The following is a 23,898-nucleotide window of genomic DNA, read 5'->3' on the forward strand; positions in this document are numbered from 1 at the left end:
CGGGCGCGGCGTATATCGCGAAAATCCCCGACTGGAGACGCCACTGCCCAGAGTAGTGTTGTAGCCGCAAGGTGGCCTTCGGGCCTTGTCCTCTCGGGGAGACGGAGAGCCGCGCCCGGCGCCCTTCACGGGACTAAGCCGGGTTAAAGCCACAGCCTGGGACACATGGACGCCCGGGGAAACAGCGGCAGGAACCAAGCAGGCAGGGTAAACGCTAAGCCCCGTTGCTATAGGTTGCGGGAGCGGATGGCACTGCTCCGGCGACATATCGTTGCTATTTAGGCAAAGGCCGGCGATTTACCTTAGTATAAAAAAGCTGCTCGACTCTCGCTCTGATTGATTCCATCCTCGCCCTAAGGGGGCGAGTATGCAAATATCAATACCATTTAAGACAGAGTACAGAACCGAACACCCGGTTCCTATACCGGAAATCGTTGACAGCCTTTTATCCCTGCAGCTTCTTTTGGAAGAGGCCGCCCTAAACCTTGGAAACCTCATTCCTGGTCTTGCGATCCAAAAGGTGGATGTTCGCGTCCAGGAAATATCTCACGGAAGCCTGAAGGAACTACTTCTCGTAGGGATATTCGCCGCTTTCCAAGAAGAACTTGAAAGAGATATTCCGGCGATTATCAAGGAGTTCATGGGAGTGGAGGTTCCAGAGAGTGCTCACACTCTTTTGACGGTTCTAGTTCTCGTCGCCATCGTTTACGGCGCTGATTTCATCAAGACTGTTGTGGCTCAGGGCCGTAATGACTCTCTGACCAATAAATGGAAAAGTGATCTTATTGCTGACATCGCCGCGCAGACGGGAAAGTCTCCGGCAGAGGTACGGCGGATTCTCGATGAGCGGTATGGAAAAAAAGGTCGGATCAAGCAACTGGCTGACGCGTCTGTAAAATTCTTCAAGCCTAGCAAAGATCAGGGCAATGCTCCGATTTTGATAGGCGACCGCAGAATAGAGCCGCGGTTCGTGGAGGATACCGAATCCGACTATGTTTATGAAGAAGCTAGTAAGGTCGAAAAATCAAAAAAACATTACGGCGTTCTCCTGCAAATCCATCAAAAAGACTTGGATAGAGAAACAAGCGGATGGGCAGCAGTTCCGATTGGCCTCCACAACAAACGGCTTCCGATGAAACTGTTGGACGGAGTTACGCCCGATAGGATTTGGGATAATGACGAGGTCGTCGGGGATATCATTTTAAAGTCTCGCAGGACAGGACTGAGTTTTATGCCCTCGGAAATACACTTAGTTCGCATCAAATCTTAGATCTCTTATAGGCGACCCCATGACCACCACCGAGCAAGAGCGGGAGAGGAAGTAAGGCGTCGGCCGCTAAGCCGACGCCCTGCGTCAGAAGAAAACGCTCAAAATTGCCGCTAACCCGAACAGGCAAGAGGCAAGATTAATGTTAACTGTGACGCGGATCGTGGTTCTCTTCCACATAGGTCAAGCCCTCGATCCCGTGCGCACGGAACCAAAAGGTTTCGTGTGACATGCCTGCCGGAACAGATTTACCGCTGTTCACAGGTGCACCGGCCCAACGTCCACGCCTGCAGAACGCTTTCGATGGTTCCCGTTCGACCTGACTGAAGCTTATGGTTGGCTATAACGGCATCGCCGCCAGAGAGCTCCTGACACCTCGTCAGCCGGGCCTAGCGTTTATCCAAGTCAGGGTACCACCCTTGTCGATGAGGATCGGATCCGAAGTGGCGCTAGGTGAGGTCACGATAAACATCGATTGAATATTAATCAAATCGGAAATCAAACATGCGCGGTGGCAAACGAGAAGGCTCTGGCAGGCCAAAGGGGGCCCGTACAGTGCGATCTACGAAGGCGGCGCAGGATGCTATACCTTGGGTAGAACGGATGCCCTTATGCGGCCGGAAAGCCCAGCTTTTCCTTAATCCAAGTGAGTTGCTGGGTGACCATAAAGCCTTCCGCGTCCCCTATGGGACATATTTTCGTGCCCTGCATGTTGGCCCACATAGACGCAACATGATGGAAGTTCACCATTACTTCGGTGCCCGTTAAAGAAGTCAGCTTCAGCCACATTCTCGAATCCCCCAAGGTTACCATGCCAACATTCGTCAGTTCTGCTGCTGGCGGCTCATTTCATCAAGCTTAGCCAGCCAACGGATATGACCGCCGGCTTCACTAAGCATATAAATGGCAAGCTCCAGAGGGGGTTGAGCCGGCTCCTCACTGCCCGGTTCGTGCCTGTAGAAATGCGCGCCATCAATCCAGTCGCGTAACGAAGCAACGAGTTTCTTGGCGAGGCTAATTGCGGGCTTTTGGCCAGCATAAAGACGATCAACCAATGGATCCAGATGTTTCAAAACCTCGGCCGAGCTCAATTGATGGGAGTTCGCAAACATTAAACGGAAAAGACCTTCTGTAGCAAAGAATGCAGAACGAAGCGCAGCTTTCCCGTCCGGTGGTGTTCTGTCTAAAAATGCGAATGCCTCTTCGTAGAGGCCACGAACGCTTTGATAGCGATCCGATGCGACCGCTTGAATGGTTGAGACCCTGTTGGCTTCGAACGCTATATCAACTGCGAAATGCACTCCGCCCTTGTCATCGATCTTGTACCGAACCTGTTCTTCCTCAAAAATGCGACGGCATCCGCTAATAAATGTGCTGCGTCGCTGCTCCATCCTGTGCCTATCAAGTTCGACAATGTTTTTATGAGCCGTAGTCACAACATCAAGAACATCGCGAAGTTCAAATTTGGTGATGATTCCGGGCCAGCTTTCCTTCAAGGAGGCATTCACAATTTGAATGCCGTGCTCGCGCTCGATGTCGCGTCCGAGCCTTTGTAGAAAGTCTCCGCTTCCTAGACCGCTGATAAGAATACCTAGTCTACGGCGCATCCGCACGCTGTCTTGAAGCAGCTCGGGGTATTGAAGGTAAACGTGGGAAAAACGCTTTCCTTCCGGAGAAATTGCCATGCTCTTAAGAATCCTAAAGTTGAATCTCCTTAGAGGAAATCAAATTTGACGCGAGGTCGCAAGAGTGCGCTAAACGTCCACAGTGTCGTTAAAATCCTTCGTCCACAGATCGCCACCATCAAACCACTGATAGGCAGAGCGACAGGGGATGAGAAGGCAAGGCACCGTGAGCGCGATACCTCGCAGCAATGGCGCCAATGGTACAAGACCAGCAGATGGCAGAAGCTCAGATGGTCGATCTTGGTAAGGGATAATTTCACCTGCCAGCGATGCGGCAGAGTCGATGTCTCCAAGAACGGCCTGCACTGCGATCACACGGAGAGACATGGGGGAGATGAGGCCAGGTTCTGGTCTGGTCCATTCCAGACGCTGTGCGCACACTGTCATAACAGCGACAAGCAACGCGAAGAGCGGCGTGCATAGGTCTAGCCCTAAAGCAAATACCGGGGGGGGTAGGCAAAACCTTGAAAAGGCATGTCTTTCTAGACCCGCGACCCACTCACGCGCACAATTTTTTTACCGAAGCGAGAATTTGGAGCCATGGCAGGTAACAAAAACAGCGGTCGGCTGCCTTTTGCGCCCTCTGATGATGATCGCAGCAAAGTCCGAGTTCTTCGGGCGAGCGGCATGTCTCAGGAGGCAATTGCAGAGGCGATCGGCATTTCGGTGAAGACGTTGGTGGTGCATTTTTCTGCTGACATGGAAATTGCGAGCGCAAAGGTGACCGCTGATATCCTGATGGCGCGCTATTCCGAGGCCATGAAGGGCAATGTGACCGCTCAGAACAAGATGCTGGAGCAGGTTGGCGCCGTTAAAGCGCACGAGAAACGCGCTCCAAAGCCGGAGAAGATTGGCAAGAAGCAAGAGCAAAAGCTGGCCGCCCATAGCGTCGGCGGCCGCTTTGCAACGCCGTCTGCGCCAAAGCTGATCGTGAGCAATGATTGATGTGGGACACAAGCTGTCAGGATTGGGAACGGCGCATCGTCGCCGGTGAATCGCTCATCCCGTTCGATCCCCTGTTCCCTGAGGAAGCAGACGCGGCGCTTGACGTCTTCAAGTCTCTCAAGATCGTGGATGCCCCTGGCAGCCCGACGTTCGGGAAGGCTTGCGAGGAGTGGGTGTTCGATTTCGTCAAGGCCATCTTCGGCGCTTATGACCATGAGACGGCCAAGCGGAATATCCGCGAGTTCTTTCTGCTGATCTCGAAGAAGAACTCGAAGTCGACCATCGCCGCCGGCATTATGCTGACGGCTCTGATCCGCAACTGGCGACACTCGGCAGAGCTCCTGATCCTGGCGCCGACGATCGAGATTGCGAACAACTCATATGGACCGGCCGCGGACATGGTGCGCGCTGATCCCGATCTGACGGACCTTCTGCACATTCAGGATAACTTTCGCACGATCACCCATCGCGTGACCGGCGCAAAGCTGAAGGTGGTCGCTGCTGACACCGATACGGTTGGCGGCAAGAAGGCTGCTTTTGTACTCGTGGACGAGCTCTGGATCTTCGGCAAGCGCAACAATGCGGATGCCATGCTCAGGGAGGCCACAGGCGGCCTTGTGTCGCGTCCAGAGGGGTTTGTGATCTATCTGTCGACGCAGAGCGATGCGCCGCCAGCGGGCGTCTTTAAGGCAAAGCTCGATTACTTCCGAGACGTGCGGGACGGCAAGATTGCCGATCGCAAGAGCCTTGGGGTGATCTATGAGTTTCCGAAGGCGATGATCGAGGCGGAATCGTATCTCGACCCGCAGAACTTCTACATCACAAACCCGAACCTCGGCCGCTCCGTTAGCGCCGAGTGGATCGAGGAGGAGCTGGTCAAGGAAGTCGCCAAGGACAGCGAGACGCGCAACACGTTCTTGGCCAAACACCTGAACGTAGAGATCGGAATGAACCTCCGGTCCAACCGCTGGGCCGGTGCTGACTTCTGGGCAGACAAAGCTGACGCAGGGATCGATCTGGAGAGCATTCTGGAGAGGTCGGAGGTTGTCGTGGTCGGTATCGACGGCGGCGGCCTCGATGACCTTTTCGGTCTGACGGTGCTTGGACGCGAACGCGGACCCCGTGATTGGCTGTCCTGGTCGCATGCGTGGTGCCACAAGGGCGTACTGGAGCGTCGAAAGTCGATCGCCTCGAAGCTAAACGACTTCAAGCGGGACGGTCTGCTGACAATCGTTGATGACGAGCTAAAGGACATCTCCGAAATCGTGGAGATTATCTCCGACATCAAGGCCCGCGGGCTGCTGGCCTCGGTCGCTGTGGACCCGGCTGGCCTTGGTGAGATGATCGAAGCTCTGGCCGAAATCGACGTGACGCAAGAGGCTGGCAATCTCGTCGGCGCCCCACAGGGCTATGCGATGATGAACAGCATCAAGACGGCTGAGCGCAAGCTTGCGAACGGCACCTTGAAGCATGCTCCGTCCGCTCTGATGGACTGGTGCGTGTCCAACCTGAAGATCGAGCCCACGGCTACGGCCATTCGGGCGACGAAACAGAATGCGGGCGATGCAAAGATTGACCCTGTCATGTCGCTTTTTGACGCCGTCACAGTCATGAGCAGAAACCCAGAAGCACCGGGGGCAGGAATGGACGATTATTTCAAGAGCCTGGCAGGTGCAGCGTGAACGCAATCCAGAAGATCAAGAGCGCGATTGTTAGGCGCCTGACAGTTCGCGAGCCGGATGGCTGGTATCCAGACGCGATGCGCGGCGATGCGGGCGAGCTGGTGACGGACGGCACCGCGCTGTCGCTCTCGGCAGTTTGGGCATGCGTCAACTTGCTTGCCGGCACCATCGCCAGCCTGCCGTTGATGGTCTATCGCACCGATGCGCAGGGAAAGCGCACAGTGGCGCGCGACCATCGGCTCTATCGTGTGCTTCACGACAGCCCGAACTATGACCAGACGGCGGTCGACTTCTGGGAGTTCGTCAGTGCCTCGCTCGAACTGTGGGGCAACGCCTATGCTCGCATCGAGCGCAGCGGCGGCCAAGTCTCTGGCCTTCATCCCGTCGCGCCGAACCTTGTTTCAGTACGCAGGCTGAGCAATGGGTCGATCGAATACCGCTGGACGGAAGACGGCAAGTCCTACGTCGAGACAGACGGTGCCATGATGCATATCCGCGGCTTCGGAGGCAACCCGCTTGGGGGCATGTCGACGCTGCACTTCGGCCGGAACACCTTCAGTCTGGCGCGGGCCATTGATCGCTCCGCTGGCGGGATGTTCAAGAATGGCCTACGTCCATCTGGCGTGCTGACGTTTGCGGAGTGGCTTTCTCCAGAGCAGAGGCAACTGGCAGAAAGCAAGCTGACAGAGAAGTTCCTGGGGGCAGCTAATTCCGGTAGGCCGCTGGTCCTTGAAGGCGGCACCAAATGGGAGCAGCTGACAATATCCCCCGAAGACGCGCAGATGCTGGAATCTCGCAGCTTCTCCGTCGAGGAAATATGCCGGTTCTTTGGCGTGCCTCCTCACATGGTTGGCCGGACTGAGAAGTCCACCAGTTGGGGAACGGGCCTTGAGCAGCAAACCCTGGCGTTCCAGAAGTTCACGCTTCGCCGCCGGCTGAAACGCATCGAGCAGGCGCTGGAGAAGCAACTGCTAAAGCCGGAAGACCGAGCCAGCGGAATAACAATCGAGTTCAACCTTGAAGGCCTCTTACGAGGCGATAGCGCGGCAAGGGCGAGCTTTTATCAGTCTGGCCTCACCAATGGCTGGATGACGATCAACGAAGTCAGAGCGCTTGAAAACATGCCTGCCGTCGATGGCGGCGATGTGCCGCGTATGCAGATGCAGAACGTTCCGATCACTCAGGCCGGAACGCAGACCCAACTGCCCCCTCCCAACGAGGAATGAACGACATGAAAACGAAGGATTTCGCCCTGCAGGTCAAAGACCTGTCGGAAGACGGCACCTTTGAAGGCTACGGTTCCATCTTTGGGAACATCGACAGCTACGGCGAAAAGGTGATGCCCGGCGCTTTCGTTGAGAGCCTGGCCAAGCACAAGCGTGAAGGCTCCAACGTCCTGATGCTCTGGAACCATGATGCTCACCAGCCGATCGGGGTATGGGAGGATTTGGCCGAGGACGCAAAGGGCCTGTGGGGCAAGGGCCGGTTCCTCCTTGATATCCAGCGGGCGCGCGAGGTCCACACGCTTGCCAAAAACAAGGCCATCGGCGGTCTGTCCATCGGCTATCGTGAGGAAGATACCGATCAAGACGGCGCCGTACGGCTCCTGAAAAAGCTCAATCTGTACGAAATCTCTCCGGTGACATTCCCAGCCAACCGCCGGGCCCGGATCGAGAGCGTCAAATCAGAGCGCATGGATGAGTTCGCCCGTCGACTGCGCGACGGCGATCCCATGCCGATCAAGGATTTCGAGGACATCCTGCGTGAAGCAGGGGTTCCGAAAAGCATGGCTGTTGCGATCGCCTCGCACGGCTATGCCAAGGCCATTCGGAGCGATTCCGAGGGCGATAAGGCGAATGACACGGCTGCGTTCCTGAAAGCTCTGCGAGCCAGCTAATCCCCAACATCGCTCTTAGGAGAAAACCATGAGCAACGAAAACAAGTCGGTGGCCGATCTCGCCGCCGAGATCAAGGCCGAGCAGCGCCAGGCGGTTGACGCTGTCAAGGCGATTGCCGAGGAAGCCCTTGGCAAAGCGAAGTCCGGCGAAGAACTGACGGCTTCCCTCAAGGAAAAGGCCGACGAAGCCCTTCTGAAGATGAACGGCCTGACCGAGCAGATGGCCGAGCTTGAGCAGAAGATGGCCCGCGGCGGCAAGGGCGGTGACGATCCCGCAAAAACTCTCGGTGAGCAGTTCGTTGAATCGGAAGGCTTCAAGTCCTTCCAGGACAGCAAGTTCTCCAAGAGCGCGCGCGGCGCCGACCTGAAGGTGAAGGCAACTCTGACGTCGGCGACGACTGATGCTGCCGGCTCCGTTGGTGACGCAATCGCCAATACTCGCTTGCCTGGCATCCTTCCGCTGCCCCAGCGCCGTCTCACCGTTCGCGACCTGCTTTCGCAGGGCCGGATGGACGGCAACACCCTGGAATACGTGAAGGAAACCGGCTTCACCAACAACGCGGCTGGTGTCGCCGAAGGCGCTCTGAAGCCTTCGTCCGATCTCAAGCTCGATCTGGTGACGACGTCGGCCAAGGTGATCGCCCACTGGATGAAGGCATCCAAGCAGGTTCTGGACGATATTTCGCAGCTTCGCTCGATGATCGACCAACGCCTCCTCTACGGCCTCGCCTATGTGGAAGAAAACCAGCTGCTGAACGGCGATGGCACCGGCCAGAACCTGAACGGTATCATCCCGCAGGCAACCGCCTACTCGGCGCCGATCACTCTGGCTTCTCCGACCAGCATCGACATGATCCGTCTGATGATGCTCCAGGCGGCGCTGGCCGAGTATCCTTCCACCGGTATCGTGATGCACCCGAGCGATTGGGCGTGGATCGAGACACTGAAGGACACCACCGGCCGCTACATCATCGGCAATCCACAGGGCACCATCAGCCCGACGCTGTGGGGCCTGCCCGTCGTGGCAACCCAGGCGATGACGGTCGACAAGGTTCTCGTCGGCGCGTTCAAGCTCGGTGCCCAGGTCTTCGACCGCTGGGATGCCCGGATCGAGGCGGCCTACGTCGATGACGACTTCATCCGCAACCTGATCACGATCCTTGCGGAAGAGCGTCTCGCTCTGGCGGTCTACCGCCCTGAAGCCTTCATCTATGGCGACTTCGGTCGCGTGACCTGAACGGCTTCGGCTCATCAAGGAGGGCAGCTTCGGTTGCCCTCTCTATGAACCGAAGGAGAAACATCATGAAAACCTATGAAGTCCTTCGCCAGCACTTCGGCGACAAGATGTATATGCCGGGAGACACCCGCGAAGCCGCGCAGGGCGAAGTTCAGCACCTGATCAACAACGGCGTGCTGCGTGAGACGAAAGCCAAGGCTGAGCCCGCACCGTCGAACAAGGCCGAGAAGGCCGCCCCGAAAAACAAGAGCGCTTGATCCATGCACCGTCCCGTCCGCGTTACTGCGCCAGAAGCGCTGCCAGTCTCTCTCGAAGAGGTGAAGAAGGCCCTGCGCGTCGACAGCGCGGATGATGACGAAATGTTGACAAGCCTCATCCAGTCGGCGGTCGATCACTACGAGGGCTGGACTGGTATGCTGGGAATCTGCCTTGTCGAGCAAACCTGGCGGCAGAGCTATGATCGCTATGACCAGTGCCTGCGGCTTCCGCTCGGCCCCGTGATCGCAGTAGACGGCGTCAAGACACGTGACGACGACGGGACCGAGACGCAGATCCCGTCGACCGACTATGCCGTGGAGACAGATGCCGCTGGCCGATCACATGTCCGGTTCGTGGATGGCTTCACCATGCCAGGTGATCTTGCGCCGCGTTCCGCAATCTCGATCGAGTATCGCGCTGGTTGGCCTATCGTAGGCGACAAGCCAACCGTGCCGGCCGACATCCTTACCGCCATCATCGCCCGCGTCCAGATCGGATATGAGCAGACTGCGACCGATGCCGGCCAGACAATCGCCAACATGGAACGCGCCCTGATTGCCAAGTGGCGCCGACCGTTGCTGTAGGAGGCCCAGATGGCCCGTGTACGCTTCAAGCACGATTACGACTACAAACCCACGCCCCAGAGCACAATCGGCTACAAGGCGGGCTGGGAGGGCACTGTAAGGCGCGAATGCGCGGAAGAAGCCGTTGCCGCCGGTAAGGCTGAGTGGGCCGGTAAAGACGCGGAGGCAAAGCAGGATGGCGAAGCCGAGATCAGCCGGTGATCTGTTCCACCGTGTCGCATTCGACAAGCGCGAAGAAATAGACCGGGGAGATGGCGTCTTTGTTGGTCAGTGGGTCGAGCAGTTTGAGGTCCGGGCGGGCTTCGCGCATTTGCGCGGCGGCGAAAGCGTCATGGCTGATCGCCTTCAAGGGCAGCACACACAAGTCATATTCGTTCGCTCGTCTTCGCAGACACGGGCAGTGGATACGGACTGGCGGGTGAGGGATGCTCGAACGGGAACCGAGTTCAACATCCGCGACGTGACGCCCACCAATGACCGCCAGTGGCTTGATTTCCTCTGTCAGAGTGGCGTGGCAAGCGGATGAAGGTCAAAGCGAAGTTCCTCAGCCGCGAAAAGACAATGCGGCTGCTCAACGATATCGTGCCGGAAGCGGAGAAGGAGCTGGCGAAGGCCCAGATCGAAAGTGCGCAGTCACTCGCGGGGAAGATTAAGCCGCGCGCGCCGGGGCCTCGCACTGGAAAATATCAGGCCAGCATCCAGGCTGATCTCTTGGCCAATAGGCCCAAAGAGCGCTCGATTGGTGGAAATGGCCTGAACAACCAGACAAAAGACCCAAATGCGACAGGCGTGTTTGCGGACTTCATCTGGCGTTTCCTTGAGTTTGGCACCGTGAAAATGGCCAAGCGGCCGCACATTTTCCCGACCTATCGCCAAGAGCGACCGAAGATAAAACGCAAGATGGCAGCGGCTGTCCGCAAAGCCGTCCGCAAGGCAAAAGGCTAATCATGGCTTCCCCATCGTATGAGCTTCAGGTGGCTATTGTCACGCGCCTGAGGGCGACACCGGCTGTTTCCGCGTTGGTCGGGAACAGGATTTACGATCAGGTGCCAGATGGTGCGGCGTTCCCTTACATAACTATCGGCCCATCTGACGAGACCAGTGATGATGCTGATTGCATCGATGCGTTCGAACTATCGATCGACATCGACGTCTGGTCTCGTGATCCCGGCTTCATGCAGAGCAAGGTTATAAGCGACGCGGTTCGCAAAGCACTCAAGTCTCCGGACTTGGAGTTGCCGACAAACGCTCTTGTCCTCTTCAATCACCGTCAAACCAGATCTTTCCGAGACGAGGATGGCTTGACCTCGCATGCCGTGATGACCTTCGAAGGCATCGCGGAACAACCCTAATCGCCTTAGGAGATAGCAACCATGGCAAAAGCTACCACCATCAAAGGGGGCAAGTTTCGCGTCCTTATTGGCAATGATGCCAGCCCGATCGTGTATTCTGCGCCCTGCGGCTTCACGCAGCGTTCCATCACGCTGAACAAGGGCCTCGAAGAGGTAAACATCCCAGACTGCGACGATCCGGATAAGGTCGATTGGGTAGGCCGTGATGCGACGTCACTTTCGATGACTGTATCTGGCGAAGGGGTGCTTGCCGAAGAAAGCGTCGAAGTATGGCTTGATGCCTGGGAAAATCTCGAATCCGTCCCGGTCAAGATCGAGTGGGAGTTCCCGGCCAAAACTGTGACGTGGACCGGATCGATGCAGATCGAAAGCCTCGAAGCTGGAGCCGCGAATGCGGGTCGCGCCACTCTCAATGTTTCGATGCAGAGCGATGGTGAAATGGTCCGCACCGTAACGCCGGCTACGCCATAATGAGCCGCGACGGTTCATGCGAACTGGCCTTCAATGGCCAGATGACGCCGTTCAAGCTTTCATGGCGCGAACTGATGAAAATCCAGGAAGCCTGTGACGCTGGCCCCTATCTAGTCCTCGATCGGCTCCTAACTGGTCGCTGGCGCCTCCAGGACATTTCCGAGGTCATCAAGTGGGGCCTAATTGGCGCAGGGATGGACCAGCAGGCTGCCATTAAACTCGTCGCGTCCGAGGTCGAGGGACGGCGCCCGCTGGAAAACCTCGTCATAGCCCAAAGGGTACTCGGCGCTGGCGTGGTAGGATCGCCGGAGGAGGATGTCGGAAAAAAATCGGCGGCGGCAAATCGGGCAAAGCGGAAGCCCCGCTCCCAAACGGGAAAATAAGGTTTGCCGCCATCATCGCGAATGGCATAGCGATGGGCATGTCACCTCAACAGGTTATGTCCCTCTCAATTTTTGAGTATCTTGCAGCCTTGGACGGGTTCATTGAGATGAATGACCCAGAAGGCGACAAGAAACTTTCTGAGGCTGAAAAAGACGATCTTTTCGAGTGGCTGCAGTCGACTTGACGTCACTTCACAATCTTCTCAGCCTCAAGCTGTTGCTGATAAGTGATGTAACCGTTGTCTCGGCACCAGTCTCTTAGCCTCTTCGCTTCGCCCAACTGCCAGCCAATCTCTTCACTGATCGATTCCTTGCATACCTCCACTTTCTTTTGCTCGCTGTCGCCAGCGGCTGGGATTGGGGGAGGCGTGCGTTGCTGGCTCATCGATGGGGATTGGGTGGCAATCAAGACAGCTATTGCTATTGCGTACTTCATGAGGTCTCCCGGTGGCTACTGATAACGAACAGCTTGTTCTTAGCATCAGCGCGGACGTACGACAAATTCAGCGCCAGCTTAAAGGTCTTGTGGGCCAAACCCAGCGCGACACCAAAGCGATCGAGAGCGCTTTTGGTGGGATTGATAAAGCAGCATCCGGCGCATTCAATAATGTGGCTGCGAATTCCAATCGGGCATTTACGACCGCGGAACAAGGTGCTCGCCGCTATCAGAACGCCATGCGTTCCTCGACCGTGCAGACGTCCAACCTGGCAGCGCAGTTAAATGATATCGGTGTTCAGCTTGCCGGGGGGCAGTCTCCATTCCTCATCGCCCTTCAGCAGGGCACACAGATCAATCAGGCATTGGGCTCTGGCGTCGGTGCGAGAGGGGCTGTTTCCGCTCTTGCCGGCGCATTCACTTCTCTGTTGAACCCTGTATCGTTGGCGACCATCGCGATCATCGGGCTCGGAGGCGAAGCAATCCAGTATTTCTCAAGCCTTCTTTCTGAGGGCAAGAAATCTGAAGAGGCTTTGCAAAAGCAAGGAGAATTGATCAGAAGCCTTGCTAAAGAATGGGGTGATGCCATCCCAGCCCTGAAGGAGTATGCCGACGAGCTTGAGAGGGCCAGAAAAGCGACGGAACTCGCGCAGGCCGGGAGTATAGTCAATGAGCGCGAACTGGCCGACACCAAGACGCAGATTGTTGATGCGCGCATAGCGGTTGATGATTTGGCTAACCAACTTCGGTTGGCTGGCGAAGAGAGCTCCACGATCCTCCGCCTCCAAGAGGCTTTCGAGACATTCGCGGACGCTGCTGATGATGGATCCGTCAAAGTGGGTGATGTTAAGGAGGTCCAGGATTCTCTTGCCGCTGCGATATCGGGCGTTGGCATCCCTGCTATTGCCGAGTTCAGAAAGATGTTTGACGAATTGGCTGCGTCGGCCCTCGGATCTTCAGAGGCCGTCAATGCGAACAACAAGGCCATTGCGCAAGCCCAGTCTTTGATGAACGACCCCAAGACGTGGAGAAGTGCGGGTCAGGAAGGCCAGTTCGGGGCGGACGGGACTATCCAAGGGACACAGTTCCCCCTCCCTGACAATGGCCCGACACCAGAACGCAGGCCCTTGATTGAACTTGAGGGACTGCCTGGCCGGAAGGGTGGCAAGACACGCGACGCAGCTGCCGAAAAGATCAAGCGCGAAAAAGAGGCCGTCGTAGAGCTGATAGCTCAGCTGCAATTCGAGCAGGATATGATCGGCGCGACGGATGTCGAGCGCGCGAAGGCAAATGCGCTCCGCCAAGCCGGAGCAGTAGCAACGGAGGAGCAGAGAGCGAAAATCGCGGAGTTGGTCGAGCAGACCTATGCGGAACGGGAAGCCATTCTCGCAAGCAAGGATGCGATGCTGGAACTTCAGGACGCCAGCCGCGATGTCCTCCAGGGTATCGTCTCCGATCTTCGAGACGGAAAAAATGGAGCCGATATACTCGCCAATGCGCTCGATCGAGTTGCTTCCCGCCTGTTGGATTCTGCTTTCGATGGCCTATTCAGCGGCGGGCTCGGGAAAGGTGGTCTGTTCGGGGGCAAGCTTATTCCCGGCATTCTCCATTCTGGCGGCATTGCGGGCCGGGATGGCTATGGCCATGGGAGATCCGTGTCGCCATCGGTGTTCGCTGGCGCGCCACGCTACCACAATGGCGGTATCGCTGGCCTCAAGCCCGACGAGGTGCCCGCAATCCTCCAAAAGGGCGAGCGCATCATTCCTCGTAGCGGAACGACTTCTCAGTCGTCGCCAGTCGCTGTCACTTATGCGCCCGTCATCGACGCGCGTGGAGCCGATGCTGCCGCGGTGGCCAGGCTTGAAAAGGTTGTCGCAAAGCAGGGTGCAGAAATGCAAGGCCGCGTCGAAGCCGCCGTCCGATCGGCTCAGAAACGAAACGTGAAGTTGGGGTAAGGCATGACAATCACATACCCGCTCCCCACTTCGTTCTTCGACGAGTTCCCAGGCTGGTCGACGGAGTTCAATCTGCTCTGGCGGCAGGAGCAATCGCGCACGGCCGGTGGCCGAACCGTCGTTAAGGACATGGGATCGCCGCTCTGGCAGATGACGGCGCAATCGCGATCGATGAAGCCGAACGAACTGGATTACTGGCGAGCGCGGCTGACGAGCTTGGAAAACGGCCTCAAGACGTTTCGCGCATTCCCGAAGTCTCGCTGTTTCCCTATGGCGCATCCGAACGGCAGCTGGCCAACCGGCGGCGCATTCGCCGGGGTGGGGCAGGTGGCGACGATTGCGAGTAACCGCAAGGCAATTTCGATGTCGGGCCTGCCTGCTGGCTACAAGGTCTCGGTAGGCGATTACATCCAGATTGGCGACAAAGACCTGCACATGGTCATGGAGCCCATGACTGCTAACGGCAGTGGCGTGACAACGCAGTTCGAGGTTCGCCCGCATCTATGGCCGGGCGTTACGGCGCCTGTCGCCGCTACGCTGGTCAAGCCTTCCTGCATCATGGCGATCGTGCCCGGCTCGATCTCGACAACAGCCGACATGGCCACCGGTCGCGGCACGGTCACGTTTCAGGCGATTGAAGCCCGGTAAGGGGTATCAATGAGATACATATCAGCAGAAAACCTTGCTGCGCTTGAGGCGCGGCAACTGGTGGCGCGTGACTTCCTATGGTTCGTTGCGCGCGATCGAACGACCGGTGCGCCGGTTACCGACGGCATGTGGTCGGATGTCGGCAACGTGTCTGCGGCGATCGTGCACCCCGACACAGGCTTGCCTGTCACGCGTGACTGGTACGGCTCCGGCACGCTGGTGCAGATCGATGACATTCCGCTCGTTGCCAACCTTTCTGTCCAAAACGTCAACATTCGCCTGTCTCAGGTCAGTGAGCACGTTCAGACGCTGGTGCGGCAATACGATTGCCGTCAGGCCCGCGTCGAGATCTACCGAGGCCTGTTCGACCCGGATAGCCGCCAGATGGTGGCGCCGGCTGAATGCCGCTTCGTTGGCTTTGTCGACACCATCACGATCAACACTCCTTCCGAGAATGAGGAAGGCAGTGTGACGATGGTTTGCGCCAGCCACACGCAGGAGATGACGCGATCCAATCCTTCGACGCGCAGTCACGCCACGCAAGTGCTGCGACAGGCTGGCGATGCTTTCTACACCGATGCGGACACCTCGTCCGAGTGGGAGTTCTTCTGGGGATCCGAAAAGGGCAAGGTTGCCACTCAAAAGAAGCGCAAGAAGCTGTTCGGTATATTCTGATGGATGTTCGCTTCGGAAAGCGCGAGGACCGTGACCGCGTTGTGGCACTTCTTCGGGAAAGCCACGAGGCCGCAGGGTTCACCTTTCCATTCCAGGCGGCATATGCCGACAGGCTGTTTCAGCAGCATCTGGCGTCGGACAAGGCCTGCGTTCTTGTCGCAGGCGATCCCGCGCGAGGCGTCCTGATGGCGTGCGCGTTTGAACATCCCTTCGGCGCTGGGCACATTGCCAAGGAAACGGTCTGGTACGTCACTCCATCGGCACGCGGTCGGGGAGCGATCAAGATGCTTGATGCTTACGAGACGTGGGCGCGATCAGTCGGCTGTGTCTCTGCCGGCATGGCTTCGCTGGCAACCAATGACGTCTCCAGCCTCTACGAGCGGCGCGGCTACAGCGCTGTCGAAACACATTTCATGAAGCCGCTCTAGCGGCATTCCTTCGGCGCCATCCGCGCCCCGCGCGCATCGCGCATCCCAAGGAAAATCGATGGCTATTTTCACGGCTATTGCATCCGTTTTTACGGCTGTGGGCAGTTTTATTGGCGGCCTTGGTGCAGTCGGCGCGTTCCTTTTGAAAACTGCCGTTGGCCTAGGCGTCAGCCTTCTCGCGCAATCGCTCGCTGGCAAGCCCAAAGACCCAACGTTCTCAATCAACGGCACACTGCAGGGCGGCGGGGATGTTGCTCGCTCGTTCATCATGGGCCGCACGGCTACCGCTGGTTCGCTCGTGTTCGTCAATACCTGGGGGCAGGACGGCGATACGCCGAACGCCTATCTAACGCAGGTTATCGCTCTGTCGGATTTGCCCGTGCGTGGCCTTGCTGAGGTCTGGGTTAATGGCGAGCTCGTGACGCTCGGAGGGCTGACGGATCGCGGCTATGCGGTCAACCAGTATCCGGACAGCCTCTGGGTCAAGTTTTACGACGGCACGCAGACGACGGCCGATAGCTTCCTGTTTACGTCGGTTTCGAACGGCAACAGGTGGTGGAACCCGGATCGCATCGGGCGCGGCGTTGCTTATGCGATCGTCACGGCTCGCGTCTCGAAGAACATGTTTTCGGGCGTGCCGTCCTTCAAGTTCGTGCTGGAAGGCCTGCGCCTCTACGATATCTCGCGCGACAGCACGCAAGGCGGTGCTGGTCCGCAGCGCTATGCAGATCCGGGGACATGGGGCGGCGACGGTGATTTCCTGCCGGCAGTGCAGATTTACAATCTACTGCGCGGCATCACCTATAACGGTCAGTGGTTCTATGGTCTGCAGAACCTTTCCTCTTCACGCCTGCCTGCCGCAGCGTGGATTGCGCAGATCGAGAAGCATCGAGCCGGCACGCTGGAATCAACCGGATGGGTAAACACCTACCGCAGCGGCGGCGAAATTCAGGTTGATGCGCCTCTGACCTCCGCCGTAGAGGCATTGCTTACAGCTTGCCAAGGCAGGATTTCGGAAGTCGGTGGCGTCTACTATCTCCACTCCGGTGCACCTGACGCTCCCGTTATCGCCTTCACGGACGATGATATCCTGTCGACGGAAGAGCAGGAATTTACACCGTTCCTCGGGCTGGCTGACACGATCAACGGCGTTTCTGCTAACTATCCGTCGCCTGCCGATGGCTGGGTCGCCAAGACCGCACCGCCACTCTATCGGACGGACCTTGAAGCGATCGACGGCAATCGCCGCCTGATGGCTGACGTCGACCTGAACTTCGTTCCCTATCCGGAGCAGGTTCAGCGCTTGATGAAGTCGGCGCTGGAGGAGGCTCGACGCTTCCGAAGGCATACGATTGTGCTGCCGCCAAAGTTCTGGGCCTACGCAACACCGGGAACGGTGTTCTCGTGGACGTCAGAGCGCAACGGCTACATTGCCAAACTGATGCGGATCGACGGCGTTGCCGATCGCGCCAATCTCGACGTGATGATAGACATCACTGAGGTTGACCCGTCCGATTACGACTGGAGCAGCGATACCGAGTTCAAGCCGCCCGTTGACGGTCAGCTTGGCGTCATCCGCCCAACGCCACAGCCTATTGTGGATTGGTTCGCGGAACCGGCCACGGTCAAAGATAGCTCCGGCGAAGATCGACGGCCGGCTATTCGGCTGACCTGGGATAACAGCGATGGGCGCCTCGATGACGTGATCGGCATCGAATACGAGGTGAGACTACAGGCCACGCTGGATAAGGTCTCCGAAGGCCGCACAGACCAGCCGCAGGTTGGCTCGATGCTTATCTCGCAAAGCCTCCTTCCGGCCGAAAGCTACGTTGTCCGCGGGCGATACATCCCTGGAGGCGACAGGCCGGTGTTGTGGTCGGGGTTTATTCCCGTCATCACGCCGAACATCCTGCTTTCTGACAAGGACGTGTTTGTCGACATCGATCTGAGTGGTGTTGAGGAAGCGCTGGGCTGGCTGCGCAACAGCACCCGAACAGCACAGGATGCCATCGACGGCCTCATCACCGCCCAGATGGAACTGGCGACGGTCGCGTACAAAGACACTCGGAAGCTTGCCAGAGAACTTTCTGTCGAGCTTGGCGCGGCCCGCGCTGAATATCGTGAGGATATCCAGCTTGCTGTCAACGAAACCATGGCCGTCGCGGGCAAGGTCGAAACGCTAACGGCAGCACTGGGCGGCAGCTCGGCGTTCGTCAATGTGGCTTGGGCTGCTATCGCTGCACCTTCCGGATACGCAGCGCGGTATGGCGTGACGGCCGCAGTGAATGATGGCGCATATCGTGCCGCGTCGTTGCTGTTGGATGTCCCCGCCAACCCGGCTTTGCCTACGCGCGTCATTGTTCAGGCTGGCCAGTTTGTTGTCGCGAGCGACGACGGGGCGACTATCAAGCGGCCCTTCACGGTGCAGGATGGCGTGCTCTACGCGAATGACATCAGGGTCAACAAGCTCTCGGCATTCACCTCGGTTTTGGGTAACGTGAACATTGAAGAAGCCTATATCGGCAATCTCCAAGTCGGCACGTCGAATATTGCCGAAGGGGCGATAACTGGAGCATTCACAGTCTCCGGCGAGAGCTTCACTGTCTCGCACGGTTCTGGCGCCCCTAACATACTACTCCTCTGGAAAACCAGAGGCACAATGAGCACAACTGTGGACCCGCCCGGATTGGCAACAGCTACCATGCGGCTCCTAGAGAGCGGCAACGTCATCGATGTTGCACACAGTTCGTCCGTACAGGGAGGCGCGACGGCATATGTTAACTCGAGCGTCAATTACCGTCCTCCCTCTGGAAGGACGCAGACGACATTCAGCATGGACAGTATCGGCGGCCCGTCGGGGTCTCTGACCAGCGGCACCCGAATCTCCGAAATCACGGCGCTGGTCTTTAAGCGCTAACATCAAAGCAGGTGAAAGATGACAACCGGCAACACTATGCAGGTCGACGCTCTCGTCGCGCTGCAGGAAGCAGAAGTGCGCGAAGAGTTCCTGAAGCAACGGACTTTGCTGCTCGGGCAGCATCTCGTGATGCAGAAGCAGGAAAACAAAACCCTTCTCGACAAGATCAACGGCCTTGAAGCCGATCTTCGCCTCGCGAAAGGTGAGGGCGATCCCGTCGATAACGGTAACGGAGCATCCGAATAATGGCTAACACCACATGGTATGGCGACGGCACGGCAACCGTCGCTGTCGGCTCTCGCATTGTGACTGGAACGGATACCGGCTGGCTGACGGAAGTTGCTGGCCTGACCCCGATCAAGGTCGGTGATAAGTTCGGCATCCACGTTGGCCGCCCGATCGTTATCGAGCAGATCATAAGCGACACGGAACTGCTGCTTGCCGATGATTGGCCTGGGCCCGCGCAGACTGATGGGCCTTACAAGGTCGAGCTGACCTCGCCGACGATTGCCGCAGTCGAGGCTATGCGTCGGCTGCTGGCTTCGTTGTCGAATGGCAATCTCGACAGCCTGTCTGAAATCTCGGTCGGCACGGATGACATTCCGATTGGTATTGGACCGGGCGTCTTCGGGACGATCAACAAGGCGGCGCTGGTTCAAGGCGTCCAGTATGACACTTGGGTGGCGAACCTTGCGGGCAGGGCTGCTTACAATGGCGCTGCCGCTGGCTTCTCCGTTCTCGTCATCGATATCGGTGATGGTCGGTCGGCGCTCTACTTCAAAAACTCCGCAACGTCGGGTGACTGGAGTGCGCCGTCTTATGTGACTGGTCCTGTCGGTCCTGCCGGCGTCAATCAGCGCGGCAACTACAGCGCGGGCACGGCCTATGCGATCCGCGATATCGTGCAGTATGGCGGGTCAACGTGGATCGCCAAGATTGCCACGACTGGAAACGCGCCGCCGACGCTTCCGACGACTGAGAACACGCAATGGCTGCTGTTCGCTCGCTCCGGCACGGCTGGCGTGGTGGATCGCGGCACATATAGCGGCGCAACTGCATATGAGGCGAACGACGTCGTTCTCAATAATGGCTCGACGTGGCTTGCGCTCCAGCCGACCACCGGCAACGCACCGCCTGTGTTGCCGGTCGAAAGCAACGCCTACTGGCGGCTGCTGGCTCGTAAGGGGACGGATGGCTCGGGGACTGGTGATGTCGTTGGGCCTGCTGGGGCAATTAACAACGCAATTGCCACGTTTGCAGACACCACGGGTAAACTGATCAAGGCGAGCACGCCTGCGGAGGCTGGCATCCCTATTGCCGGTTACATCTCGCCAGGGGCTAACCTCGCCAATAACGTTGCTGACGCCACAAATGACTTGGACTTCCCGGCTTGCGTAGTCGCTAGTTCTGCGGCTTCGCCAATCATGATGACGCACTCCGCTGGAACTGCACAGCTCGACGTGGCTTACGGCTCGGGCAATGGTGGCCGATTCGATACTGCTATTTCGGACGGCACGTGGCACTGCTTTATTATCAGCAACGGGACAACCGTATCGCGCGGTTTCTCCAAGTCGCTCGATCCTACCACGCAGCCAAACTATCCGGCGGGATTCACACATTACAGACGCGTAGCGTCATGGATTAGGGTTGGCGGTTCTCTGGCTCAAATAAAGCAGCGAGGAGATGAATTTCTGTATGTGACGCCCGTTGGCGATAAAACTGGAGTTACAGCACTTACTAATGTGCTTTTATCTCTATCTGTTCCGACGGGGATATCAGTACAAGCTTTGTTGCGAATTTCATTCGTGGTGGGCTCTGGCGGGTTCATGCTGGCGCAGGGTGGTGATGGTGACTATGCCACCGTAAACAATGTGCTTGGCAGATCTGATGCCGGCGGCAACGCTATACCCTTTATAAGAGGCCTATTCACGAACGTATCCGGACAAATCAGATATTCTCTTTCTGTATCCGGAACAGTAACTGAAAACAACGTTTTAACGGTCGGATGGGTAGACACTCGGGGAAGGACATAAGATGAATATTTTCGTCCAAATATCAGAAGGGGCTATCGTCGGTATTTATGCAAACTTCCAGGAAGGTTTTGCAGAAGAGCCAATGGATGATAGCGACCCCGAAGTCATCGCCTTCCTCAACCCGGTCACCATCACCGACTACGAAAACGCCATCCAGAACCTCGTCGATGAAACTGCCCGCGAGAAGCAGTTCCGCGACGGCGTAACACTTGCCTCCTACATCGGATCAACAAAGCCGAAATGGGCGGCAGAGGCGCAGGCCTTCGTCGCATGGCGGGATAACGTCTGGTTCTACGCTTACGGCGAGTTGGCCAAGGTTCAAGCCGGCGAGCGGCCACAGCCGACCGTCGAGCAGTTCCTTACGGAAATCGCTCCCATCGCTTGGCCGCTGTCTTAACCAGACGCTGTCCCAGCATCGGCGGTCAATCAGCGTTTCGATACAAGATGTGCGGACGTATCACGCGATTATTGCCGCCGGATTCCGGCTGGCGTGGTTGTTCGCCCCGCCAATCTCTACGATCGTCGCGTCGCTCTCTGTGTTCACGGCGATCCCGCCAATCCCTGCGATCATAGTCACGGTAATAGCGGTCCCTGTAGTAGCGATCCCTATCGTAGGAGCGATAGTAAACGCCTGACGAATAATAGCCGCCAGAGCGATACCCGCTGTCATCAACGCATCCGCTGAGAATGCCGACAGATACGAGCGCAACTGCTGCGGTCAGAAGCTTCATGATGTCATCTCCCATTGAGGCACTCAAACGTGCGTCGGTGCCTTCGGTTCCATGAACACGAGAATGCTTAGTCAGACCTGAACCGTCAGTGAATGATCTGGTGCCCGCGATACGAATCAAAAAGACCCGCGCAACGAGGGGGACGGGTGTGCGCGGGTCTTTAAACCATGAATTGGGGACATGGCGCCGTCTAAACGCGCCGACCGACCGAACGTTCCCAACAATACCCAAACTAGGACAACCAAATGCCAATCACCAAAATCTCCACGCAGGGGAGGGCTTTCGTGCGCCTGCATGAGGGCAATCCGCTTACCGCCTATCTCGATCCTGTCGGGGTGCCGACGATCGGAACCGGCTTTACGATGCGCAGCGATTCCGTGCGACGCGAGCTTGCCAAAATCGGCATCACCAAGCTCGTGCCAGGCAAGACCAAGATCACGGCCGCGCAAAGCGATGCCATCCTCGATGCCGTGCTTGCCGTTGAATACGTGCCCGCTGTTGTTGCCGGTTCTCCCGCCGACCGCAAGCAGCACGAGCTCGACGCGGCTACTTCTGTCACCTTCAATCTCGGCGTCGGCGCCATGAAGTGGACATGGGCCGAATACTGGCGCAAAGGCCAGATCAAAAAGGCCGCCGCTCATCTCGCGGCCAATTACAACACGGCGAAAGGCAAGAAGCTGCCGGGGCTCGTACGCCGCCGCAAAGAAGAGGCCCTGCTTTTTGAGAAGGGTATCTACACCGGCGTAGCTAGCGCGACGAAGGAAGCCACCACCGAGCCGCCTGAGCAGCCTGATCCAATTGTGAAGGAAGCGCAGGAGCTGCTGACGGCGGCTGGCCTCAATCCCGGCGCTATCGACGGCTGGATGGGCGAGAAGACCAAGGCCGCAGTGATTGCTTACCAGAAGGCGCATCCACACCTGATCGCCGATGGAATCATCGGCCCCGCCACGCTCGCGCAACTTCGCCGTGACGCATCTGCGGCAAGGGAAGCCGTAACGAAGGGTGTTGGCTCAGCTGCAAGCTCAGGCTTGTTAGCCTTTGTCGCCGGCCTTCCTTGGGGGTGGATCGTTGCCGGCGTCGCTGTCGCTGCTGTTGCCTATGTCGCTTATCGCAATCGCGATGTCATCGCTCGCCGGTGGAACAGTTGGCGCGGCAAGGAGGTGGTGGTTTGATCCTCTTGTGGGCGAAATTAAAAGGCTACCTAGCCGCAATCGGTACGGCGCTCGCGATTCTCGCGGGCGTCTTTTTGTATGGCCAAAGGGCAGGGCGCTCCGCGGCAAAAGACGAACAGGCCGCAGCTAACGCCAAGGCCATCAAGAAGGCCGGGGATGTCGAAAATGAAATCAGGAATCTGGATGACGCTGGCGTTGATGACGCTCTTGGCAAGTGGATGCGCGACAAGCGGTAGCTACTGCGACATCGCCCGGCCGGTGCGCCCCTCCCTCGATGACCAGATGACGCCGGAAACGAAGCGGCAAATCCTCGCTGAAAACGAGAAGCTGCAGAAGCTGTGCGGGGTGAAGCCATGACCGGCGCCGAAATCATGGGTGCCGTTGGCTTCTTCGTGCTGGTGTTCGGCTTTATCTTCGGCCTGTGGAAGTACGTTGACGCGAAGATCGGCGCGGCAAAGACGGAGGCATTTGCAGCGGCGTCAGCTGCGTCGGCGATGGCGTCACTGGCGCGAGAGGAGCTTGCTGCCCATAGGCTGCACGTGGCCGAAACGTATGTTTCCAAGTCCGGCCTTCGGGAGCAGACGGAGCAGATCATGGGAGCGATTGGAGCCGTGAAGGATGCGGTCGACAAAATGACTATGCGCGTCGACAGGATCGTTGAAAATCAGTCGAAGCCGCGGACGACGCGAAACCCATAAAACAGCGTCGCAAAGAGCCAAAGTAAAAGGCCTGCCCACCACTGGAGGTAGCAAGCAGGCCCGATTAAGCCCCTCCCACAGGAGCGAATGTATTCAAACACTACCTTGTCGCGAGATCAAGGTGGCGGAACGCTATTTTAAGCTTGCGTTGGTTGGAGGGTGTTGCCCGTCCTCCTCGACCCAGGGCCGGGCCGAGGAGGGTGACTGGGATCACTAGCGAAAGCCTCTCGGCTGTGGATCTTCGCCAGAACATCGAGGAAGATAATACAATCTTTTGATGTGTATGTCTTGGAGATTCTTCAAGCAAAAAAAAGCCCCGGCATTTCTGCCGAGGCTTCCGTCACTGACAATGTCAGATCAGATTAGAACGAACGCTGCAGACGGATGAAGCCGTTTACGTCGTCGTCAACGTTGTCGACGTCGAGGTAGTTAACTGCAACCTTC

General features: G+C 57.6%; 29 protein-coding genes. 25 read left to right on the plus strand and 4 right to left on the minus strand.

The features are described from left to right. The first annotated feature begins 367 nt into the window (after nucleotides 1-367). The gene (locus tag BLU28_RS19490) at nucleotides 368-1,270 is read left to right on the plus strand and encodes a hypothetical protein (protein WP_077987306.1); all 903 of its coding nucleotides are present in this window, start codon (nucleotides 368-370) and stop codon (nucleotides 1,268-1,270) included. A gap of 606 nt (nucleotides 1,271-1,876) precedes the next feature. Here the strand turns inward: BLU28_RS19490 and BLU28_RS19495 are convergent. After that, nucleotides 1,877-2,056, minus strand: a complete 180-nt coding sequence (locus BLU28_RS19495) for a hypothetical protein (RefSeq protein ID WP_139190411.1) — start codon at nucleotides 2,054-2,056, stop codon at nucleotides 1,877-1,879. Between the two features lie 35 nt (nucleotides 2,057-2,091). After that, on the minus strand, nucleotides 2,092-2,952 hold the full coding sequence (locus tag BLU28_RS19500) for a hypothetical protein (protein WP_077987308.1): 861 nt from the start codon (nucleotides 2,950-2,952) through the stop codon (nucleotides 2,092-2,094). Between the two features lie 540 nt (nucleotides 2,953-3,492). On the opposite strand from BLU28_RS19500, the gene BLU28_RS19510 reads away from it, so the two are divergent. From BLU28_RS19510 to BLU28_RS19570, 13 genes are all read left to right on the plus strand, one after another. Continuing rightward, a complete protein-coding gene (locus tag BLU28_RS19510) occupies nucleotides 3,493-3,897 on the plus strand; it encodes a helix-turn-helix domain-containing protein (RefSeq protein WP_077987310.1) in 405 nt (134 codons plus the stop codon). Beyond that, nucleotides 3,897-5,579: a terminase large subunit gene (locus BLU28_RS19515; protein ID WP_077987311.1), complete on the plus strand. Its 1,683-nt coding sequence runs from the start codon at nucleotides 3,897-3,899 to the stop codon at nucleotides 5,577-5,579. The genes BLU28_RS19510 and BLU28_RS19515 overlap by 1 nt, the downstream gene beginning before the upstream one ends. Further along, entirely contained in the window at nucleotides 5,576-6,805 is a 1,230-nt protein-coding gene (locus BLU28_RS19520) for a phage portal protein (RefSeq protein ID WP_077987312.1), read from the plus strand. The genes BLU28_RS19515 and BLU28_RS19520 overlap by 4 nt, the downstream gene beginning before the upstream one ends. 5 nt (nucleotides 6,806-6,810) lie before the next feature. Then, on the plus strand, nucleotides 6,811-7,476 hold the full coding sequence (locus tag BLU28_RS19525) for an HK97 family phage prohead protease (RefSeq protein WP_063950524.1): 666 nt from the start codon (nucleotides 6,811-6,813) through the stop codon (nucleotides 7,474-7,476). Between the two features lie 28 nt (nucleotides 7,477-7,504). Next, complete coding sequence (locus BLU28_RS19530; protein ID WP_045534037.1) at nucleotides 7,505-8,713, plus strand: phage major capsid protein; 1,209 nt, start codon at nucleotides 7,505-7,507, stop codon at nucleotides 8,711-8,713. Nucleotides 8,714-8,778: 65 nt separating this feature from the next. After that, nucleotides 8,779-8,970: a hypothetical protein gene (locus BLU28_RS19535; RefSeq protein WP_077987313.1), complete on the plus strand. Its 192-nt coding sequence runs from the start codon at nucleotides 8,779-8,781 to the stop codon at nucleotides 8,968-8,970. A 3-nt stretch (nucleotides 8,971-8,973) separates the two neighbouring features. Then, nucleotides 8,974-9,555 (plus strand): head-tail connector protein, encoded by a 582-nt coding sequence (locus BLU28_RS19540; RefSeq protein WP_077987314.1) that lies wholly within the window; start codon nucleotides 8,974-8,976, stop codon nucleotides 9,553-9,555. A 9-nt stretch (nucleotides 9,556-9,564) separates the two neighbouring features. Further along, nucleotides 9,565-9,756: a hypothetical protein gene (locus BLU28_RS19545; protein ID WP_045534040.1), complete on the plus strand. Its 192-nt coding sequence runs from the start codon at nucleotides 9,565-9,567 to the stop codon at nucleotides 9,754-9,756. Further along, nucleotides 9,731-10,081 (plus strand): phage head closure protein, encoded by a 351-nt coding sequence (locus tag BLU28_RS19550; protein WP_077987315.1) that lies wholly within the window; start codon nucleotides 9,731-9,733, stop codon nucleotides 10,079-10,081. The genes BLU28_RS19545 and BLU28_RS19550 overlap by 26 nt, the downstream gene beginning before the upstream one ends. Further along, on the plus strand, nucleotides 10,078-10,500 hold the full coding sequence (locus tag BLU28_RS19555; protein ID WP_077987316.1) for an HK97-gp10 family putative phage morphogenesis protein: 423 nt from the start codon (nucleotides 10,078-10,080) through the stop codon (nucleotides 10,498-10,500). Before BLU28_RS19550 ends, BLU28_RS19555 begins: the two co-directional genes overlap by 4 nt. 29 nt (nucleotides 10,501-10,529) lie before the next feature. After that, the gene (locus BLU28_RS19560) at nucleotides 10,530-10,907 is read left to right on the plus strand and encodes a DUF3168 domain-containing protein (RefSeq protein WP_324615476.1); all 378 of its coding nucleotides are present in this window, start codon (nucleotides 10,530-10,532) and stop codon (nucleotides 10,905-10,907) included. 21 nt (nucleotides 10,908-10,928) lie between these two features. Beyond that, nucleotides 10,929-11,378: a phage tail tube protein gene (locus BLU28_RS19565; protein WP_077987318.1), complete on the plus strand. Its 450-nt coding sequence runs from the start codon at nucleotides 10,929-10,931 to the stop codon at nucleotides 11,376-11,378. Beyond that, entirely contained in the window at nucleotides 11,378-11,761 is a 384-nt protein-coding gene (locus BLU28_RS19570) for a gene transfer agent family protein (RefSeq protein WP_077987319.1), read from the plus strand. Before BLU28_RS19565 ends, BLU28_RS19570 begins: the two co-directional genes overlap by 1 nt. 187 nt (nucleotides 11,762-11,948) lie before the next feature. Here the strand turns inward: BLU28_RS19570 and BLU28_RS19575 are convergent, their stop codons facing one another. Further along, entirely contained in the window at nucleotides 11,949-12,197 is a 249-nt protein-coding gene (locus BLU28_RS19575) for a hypothetical protein (protein ID WP_077987320.1), read from the minus strand. Between the two features lie 11 nt (nucleotides 12,198-12,208). Between BLU28_RS19575 and BLU28_RS19580 the strand changes: the two genes are divergently transcribed. From BLU28_RS19580 to BLU28_RS19615, 8 genes are read left to right on the plus strand one after another with little or no spacing between them, the layout of a single operon-like run. Further along, nucleotides 12,209-14,152: a phage tail length tape measure family protein gene (locus BLU28_RS19580; protein WP_077987321.1), complete on the plus strand. Its 1,944-nt coding sequence runs from the start codon at nucleotides 12,209-12,211 to the stop codon at nucleotides 14,150-14,152. A gap of 3 nt (nucleotides 14,153-14,155) precedes the next feature. Beyond that, a complete protein-coding gene (locus BLU28_RS19585; protein ID WP_077987322.1) occupies nucleotides 14,156-14,800 on the plus strand; it encodes a hypothetical protein in 645 nt (214 codons plus the stop codon). A 9-nt stretch (nucleotides 14,801-14,809) separates the two neighbouring features. Then, nucleotides 14,810-15,475 (plus strand): hypothetical protein, encoded by a 666-nt coding sequence (locus tag BLU28_RS19590; protein WP_077987323.1) that lies wholly within the window; start codon nucleotides 14,810-14,812, stop codon nucleotides 15,473-15,475. After that, nucleotides 15,475-15,903, plus strand: a complete 429-nt coding sequence (locus tag BLU28_RS19595; protein WP_077987324.1) for a GNAT family N-acetyltransferase — start codon at nucleotides 15,475-15,477, stop codon at nucleotides 15,901-15,903. Before BLU28_RS19590 ends, BLU28_RS19595 begins: the two co-directional genes overlap by 1 nt. Nucleotides 15,904-15,961: 58 nt before the next feature. Then, entirely contained in the window at nucleotides 15,962-18,820 is a 2,859-nt protein-coding gene (locus BLU28_RS19600) for a phage tail protein (protein WP_077987325.1), read from the plus strand. Between the two features lie 18 nt (nucleotides 18,821-18,838). Beyond that, nucleotides 18,839-19,066, plus strand: coding sequence for a hypothetical protein (locus BLU28_RS19605; protein WP_077987326.1), 228 nt, complete (start codon nucleotides 18,839-18,841; stop codon nucleotides 19,064-19,066). Next, nucleotides 19,066-20,853, plus strand: coding sequence for a hypothetical protein (locus BLU28_RS19610; protein WP_077987327.1), 1,788 nt, complete (start codon nucleotides 19,066-19,068; stop codon nucleotides 20,851-20,853). Before BLU28_RS19605 ends, BLU28_RS19610 begins: the two co-directional genes overlap by 1 nt. A 1-nt stretch (nucleotide 20,854) precedes the next feature. Beyond that, on the plus strand, nucleotides 20,855-21,250 hold the full coding sequence (locus BLU28_RS19615; RefSeq protein ID WP_077987328.1) for a hypothetical protein: 396 nt from the start codon (nucleotides 20,855-20,857) through the stop codon (nucleotides 21,248-21,250). A gap of 25 nt (nucleotides 21,251-21,275) precedes the next feature. Here BLU28_RS19615 and BLU28_RS19620 read toward each other — a convergent pair whose 3' ends face one another. Continuing rightward, complete coding sequence (locus BLU28_RS19620) at nucleotides 21,276-21,584, minus strand: hypothetical protein (protein WP_223215388.1); 309 nt, start codon at nucleotides 21,582-21,584, stop codon at nucleotides 21,276-21,278. Nucleotides 21,585-21,829: 245 nt separating this feature from the next. On the opposite strand from BLU28_RS19620, the gene BLU28_RS19625 reads away from it, so the two are divergent. The 3 genes from BLU28_RS19625 to BLU28_RS19635 all read left to right on the plus strand — a co-directional run bounded on the left by BLU28_RS19625 (nucleotide 21,830) and on the right by BLU28_RS19635 (nucleotide 23,454). Next, nucleotides 21,830-22,756 (plus strand): glycoside hydrolase family protein, encoded by a 927-nt coding sequence (locus tag BLU28_RS19625; protein WP_077987329.1) that lies wholly within the window; start codon nucleotides 21,830-21,832, stop codon nucleotides 22,754-22,756. 165 nt (nucleotides 22,757-22,921) lie between these two features. Next, complete coding sequence (locus BLU28_RS26385) at nucleotides 22,922-23,113, plus strand: YajG family lipoprotein (RefSeq protein ID WP_175477710.1); 192 nt, start codon at nucleotides 22,922-22,924, stop codon at nucleotides 23,111-23,113. Next, a complete protein-coding gene (locus BLU28_RS19635; protein WP_077987330.1) occupies nucleotides 23,110-23,454 on the plus strand; it encodes a hypothetical protein in 345 nt (114 codons plus the stop codon). The genes BLU28_RS26385 and BLU28_RS19635 overlap by 4 nt, the downstream gene beginning before the upstream one ends. Nucleotides 23,455-23,898 lie beyond the last annotated feature (444 nt).

Source organism: Agrobacterium pusense (assembly GCF_900102105.1).
GTDB lineage: Bacteria > Pseudomonadota > Alphaproteobacteria > Rhizobiales > Rhizobiaceae > Agrobacterium > Agrobacterium pusense.

Bases quoted from the DNA above. Each gene is read 5' to 3' on its own strand.
- BLU28_RS19490 (WP_077987306.1), top strand. From the start codon at position 368: ATGCAAATATCAATACCATTTAAGACAGAGTACAGAACCGAACACCCG.
- BLU28_RS19495 (WP_139190411.1), bottom strand. From the start codon at position 2,056: ATGTGGCTGAAGCTGACTTCTTTAACGGGCACCGAAGTAATGGTGAAC.
- BLU28_RS19500 (WP_077987308.1), bottom strand. From the start codon at position 2,952: ATGGCAATTTCTCCGGAAGGAAAGCGTTTTTCCCACGTTTACCTTCAA.
- BLU28_RS19510 (WP_077987310.1), top strand. From the start codon at position 3,493: ATGGCAGGTAACAAAAACAGCGGTCGGCTGCCTTTTGCGCCCTCTGAT.
- BLU28_RS19515 (WP_077987311.1), top strand. From the start codon at position 3,897: ATGTGGGACACAAGCTGTCAGGATTGGGAACGGCGCATCGTCGCCGGT.
- BLU28_RS19525 (WP_063950524.1), top strand. From the start codon at position 6,811: ATGAAAACGAAGGATTTCGCCCTGCAGGTCAAAGACCTGTCGGAAGAC.
- BLU28_RS19530 (WP_045534037.1), top strand. From the start codon at position 7,505: ATGAGCAACGAAAACAAGTCGGTGGCCGATCTCGCCGCCGAGATCAAG.
- BLU28_RS19535 (WP_077987313.1), top strand. From the start codon at position 8,779: ATGAAAACCTATGAAGTCCTTCGCCAGCACTTCGGCGACAAGATGTAT.
- BLU28_RS19540 (WP_077987314.1), top strand. From the start codon at position 8,974: ATGCACCGTCCCGTCCGCGTTACTGCGCCAGAAGCGCTGCCAGTCTCT.
- BLU28_RS19545 (WP_045534040.1), top strand. From the start codon at position 9,565: ATGGCCCGTGTACGCTTCAAGCACGATTACGACTACAAACCCACGCCC.
- BLU28_RS19550 (WP_077987315.1), top strand. From the start codon at position 9,731: ATGGCGAAGCCGAGATCAGCCGGTGATCTGTTCCACCGTGTCGCATTC.
- BLU28_RS19555 (WP_077987316.1), top strand. From the start codon at position 10,078: ATGAAGGTCAAAGCGAAGTTCCTCAGCCGCGAAAAGACAATGCGGCTG.
- BLU28_RS19565 (WP_077987318.1), top strand. From the start codon at position 10,929: ATGGCAAAAGCTACCACCATCAAAGGGGGCAAGTTTCGCGTCCTTATT.
- BLU28_RS19570 (WP_077987319.1), top strand. From the start codon at position 11,378: ATGAGCCGCGACGGTTCATGCGAACTGGCCTTCAATGGCCAGATGACG.
- BLU28_RS19575 (WP_077987320.1), bottom strand. From the start codon at position 12,197: ATGAAGTACGCAATAGCAATAGCTGTCTTGATTGCCACCCAATCCCCA.
- BLU28_RS19585 (WP_077987322.1), top strand. From the start codon at position 14,156: ATGACAATCACATACCCGCTCCCCACTTCGTTCTTCGACGAGTTCCCA.
- BLU28_RS19590 (WP_077987323.1), top strand. From the start codon at position 14,810: ATGAGATACATATCAGCAGAAAACCTTGCTGCGCTTGAGGCGCGGCAA.
- BLU28_RS19595 (WP_077987324.1), top strand. From the start codon at position 15,475: ATGGATGTTCGCTTCGGAAAGCGCGAGGACCGTGACCGCGTTGTGGCA.
- BLU28_RS19600 (WP_077987325.1), top strand. From the start codon at position 15,962: ATGGCTATTTTCACGGCTATTGCATCCGTTTTTACGGCTGTGGGCAGT.
- BLU28_RS19605 (WP_077987326.1), top strand. From the start codon at position 18,839: ATGACAACCGGCAACACTATGCAGGTCGACGCTCTCGTCGCGCTGCAG.
- BLU28_RS19610 (WP_077987327.1), top strand. From the start codon at position 19,066: ATGGCTAACACCACATGGTATGGCGACGGCACGGCAACCGTCGCTGTC.
- BLU28_RS19615 (WP_077987328.1), top strand. From the start codon at position 20,855: ATGAATATTTTCGTCCAAATATCAGAAGGGGCTATCGTCGGTATTTAT.
- BLU28_RS19620 (WP_223215388.1), bottom strand. From the start codon at position 21,584: ATGAAGCTTCTGACCGCAGCAGTTGCGCTCGTATCTGTCGGCATTCTC.
- BLU28_RS19625 (WP_077987329.1), top strand. From the start codon at position 21,830: ATGCCAATCACCAAAATCTCCACGCAGGGGAGGGCTTTCGTGCGCCTG.
- BLU28_RS26385 (WP_175477710.1), top strand. From the start codon at position 22,922: ATGAAATCAGGAATCTGGATGACGCTGGCGTTGATGACGCTCTTGGCA.
- BLU28_RS19635 (WP_077987330.1), top strand. From the start codon at position 23,110: ATGACCGGCGCCGAAATCATGGGTGCCGTTGGCTTCTTCGTGCTGGTG.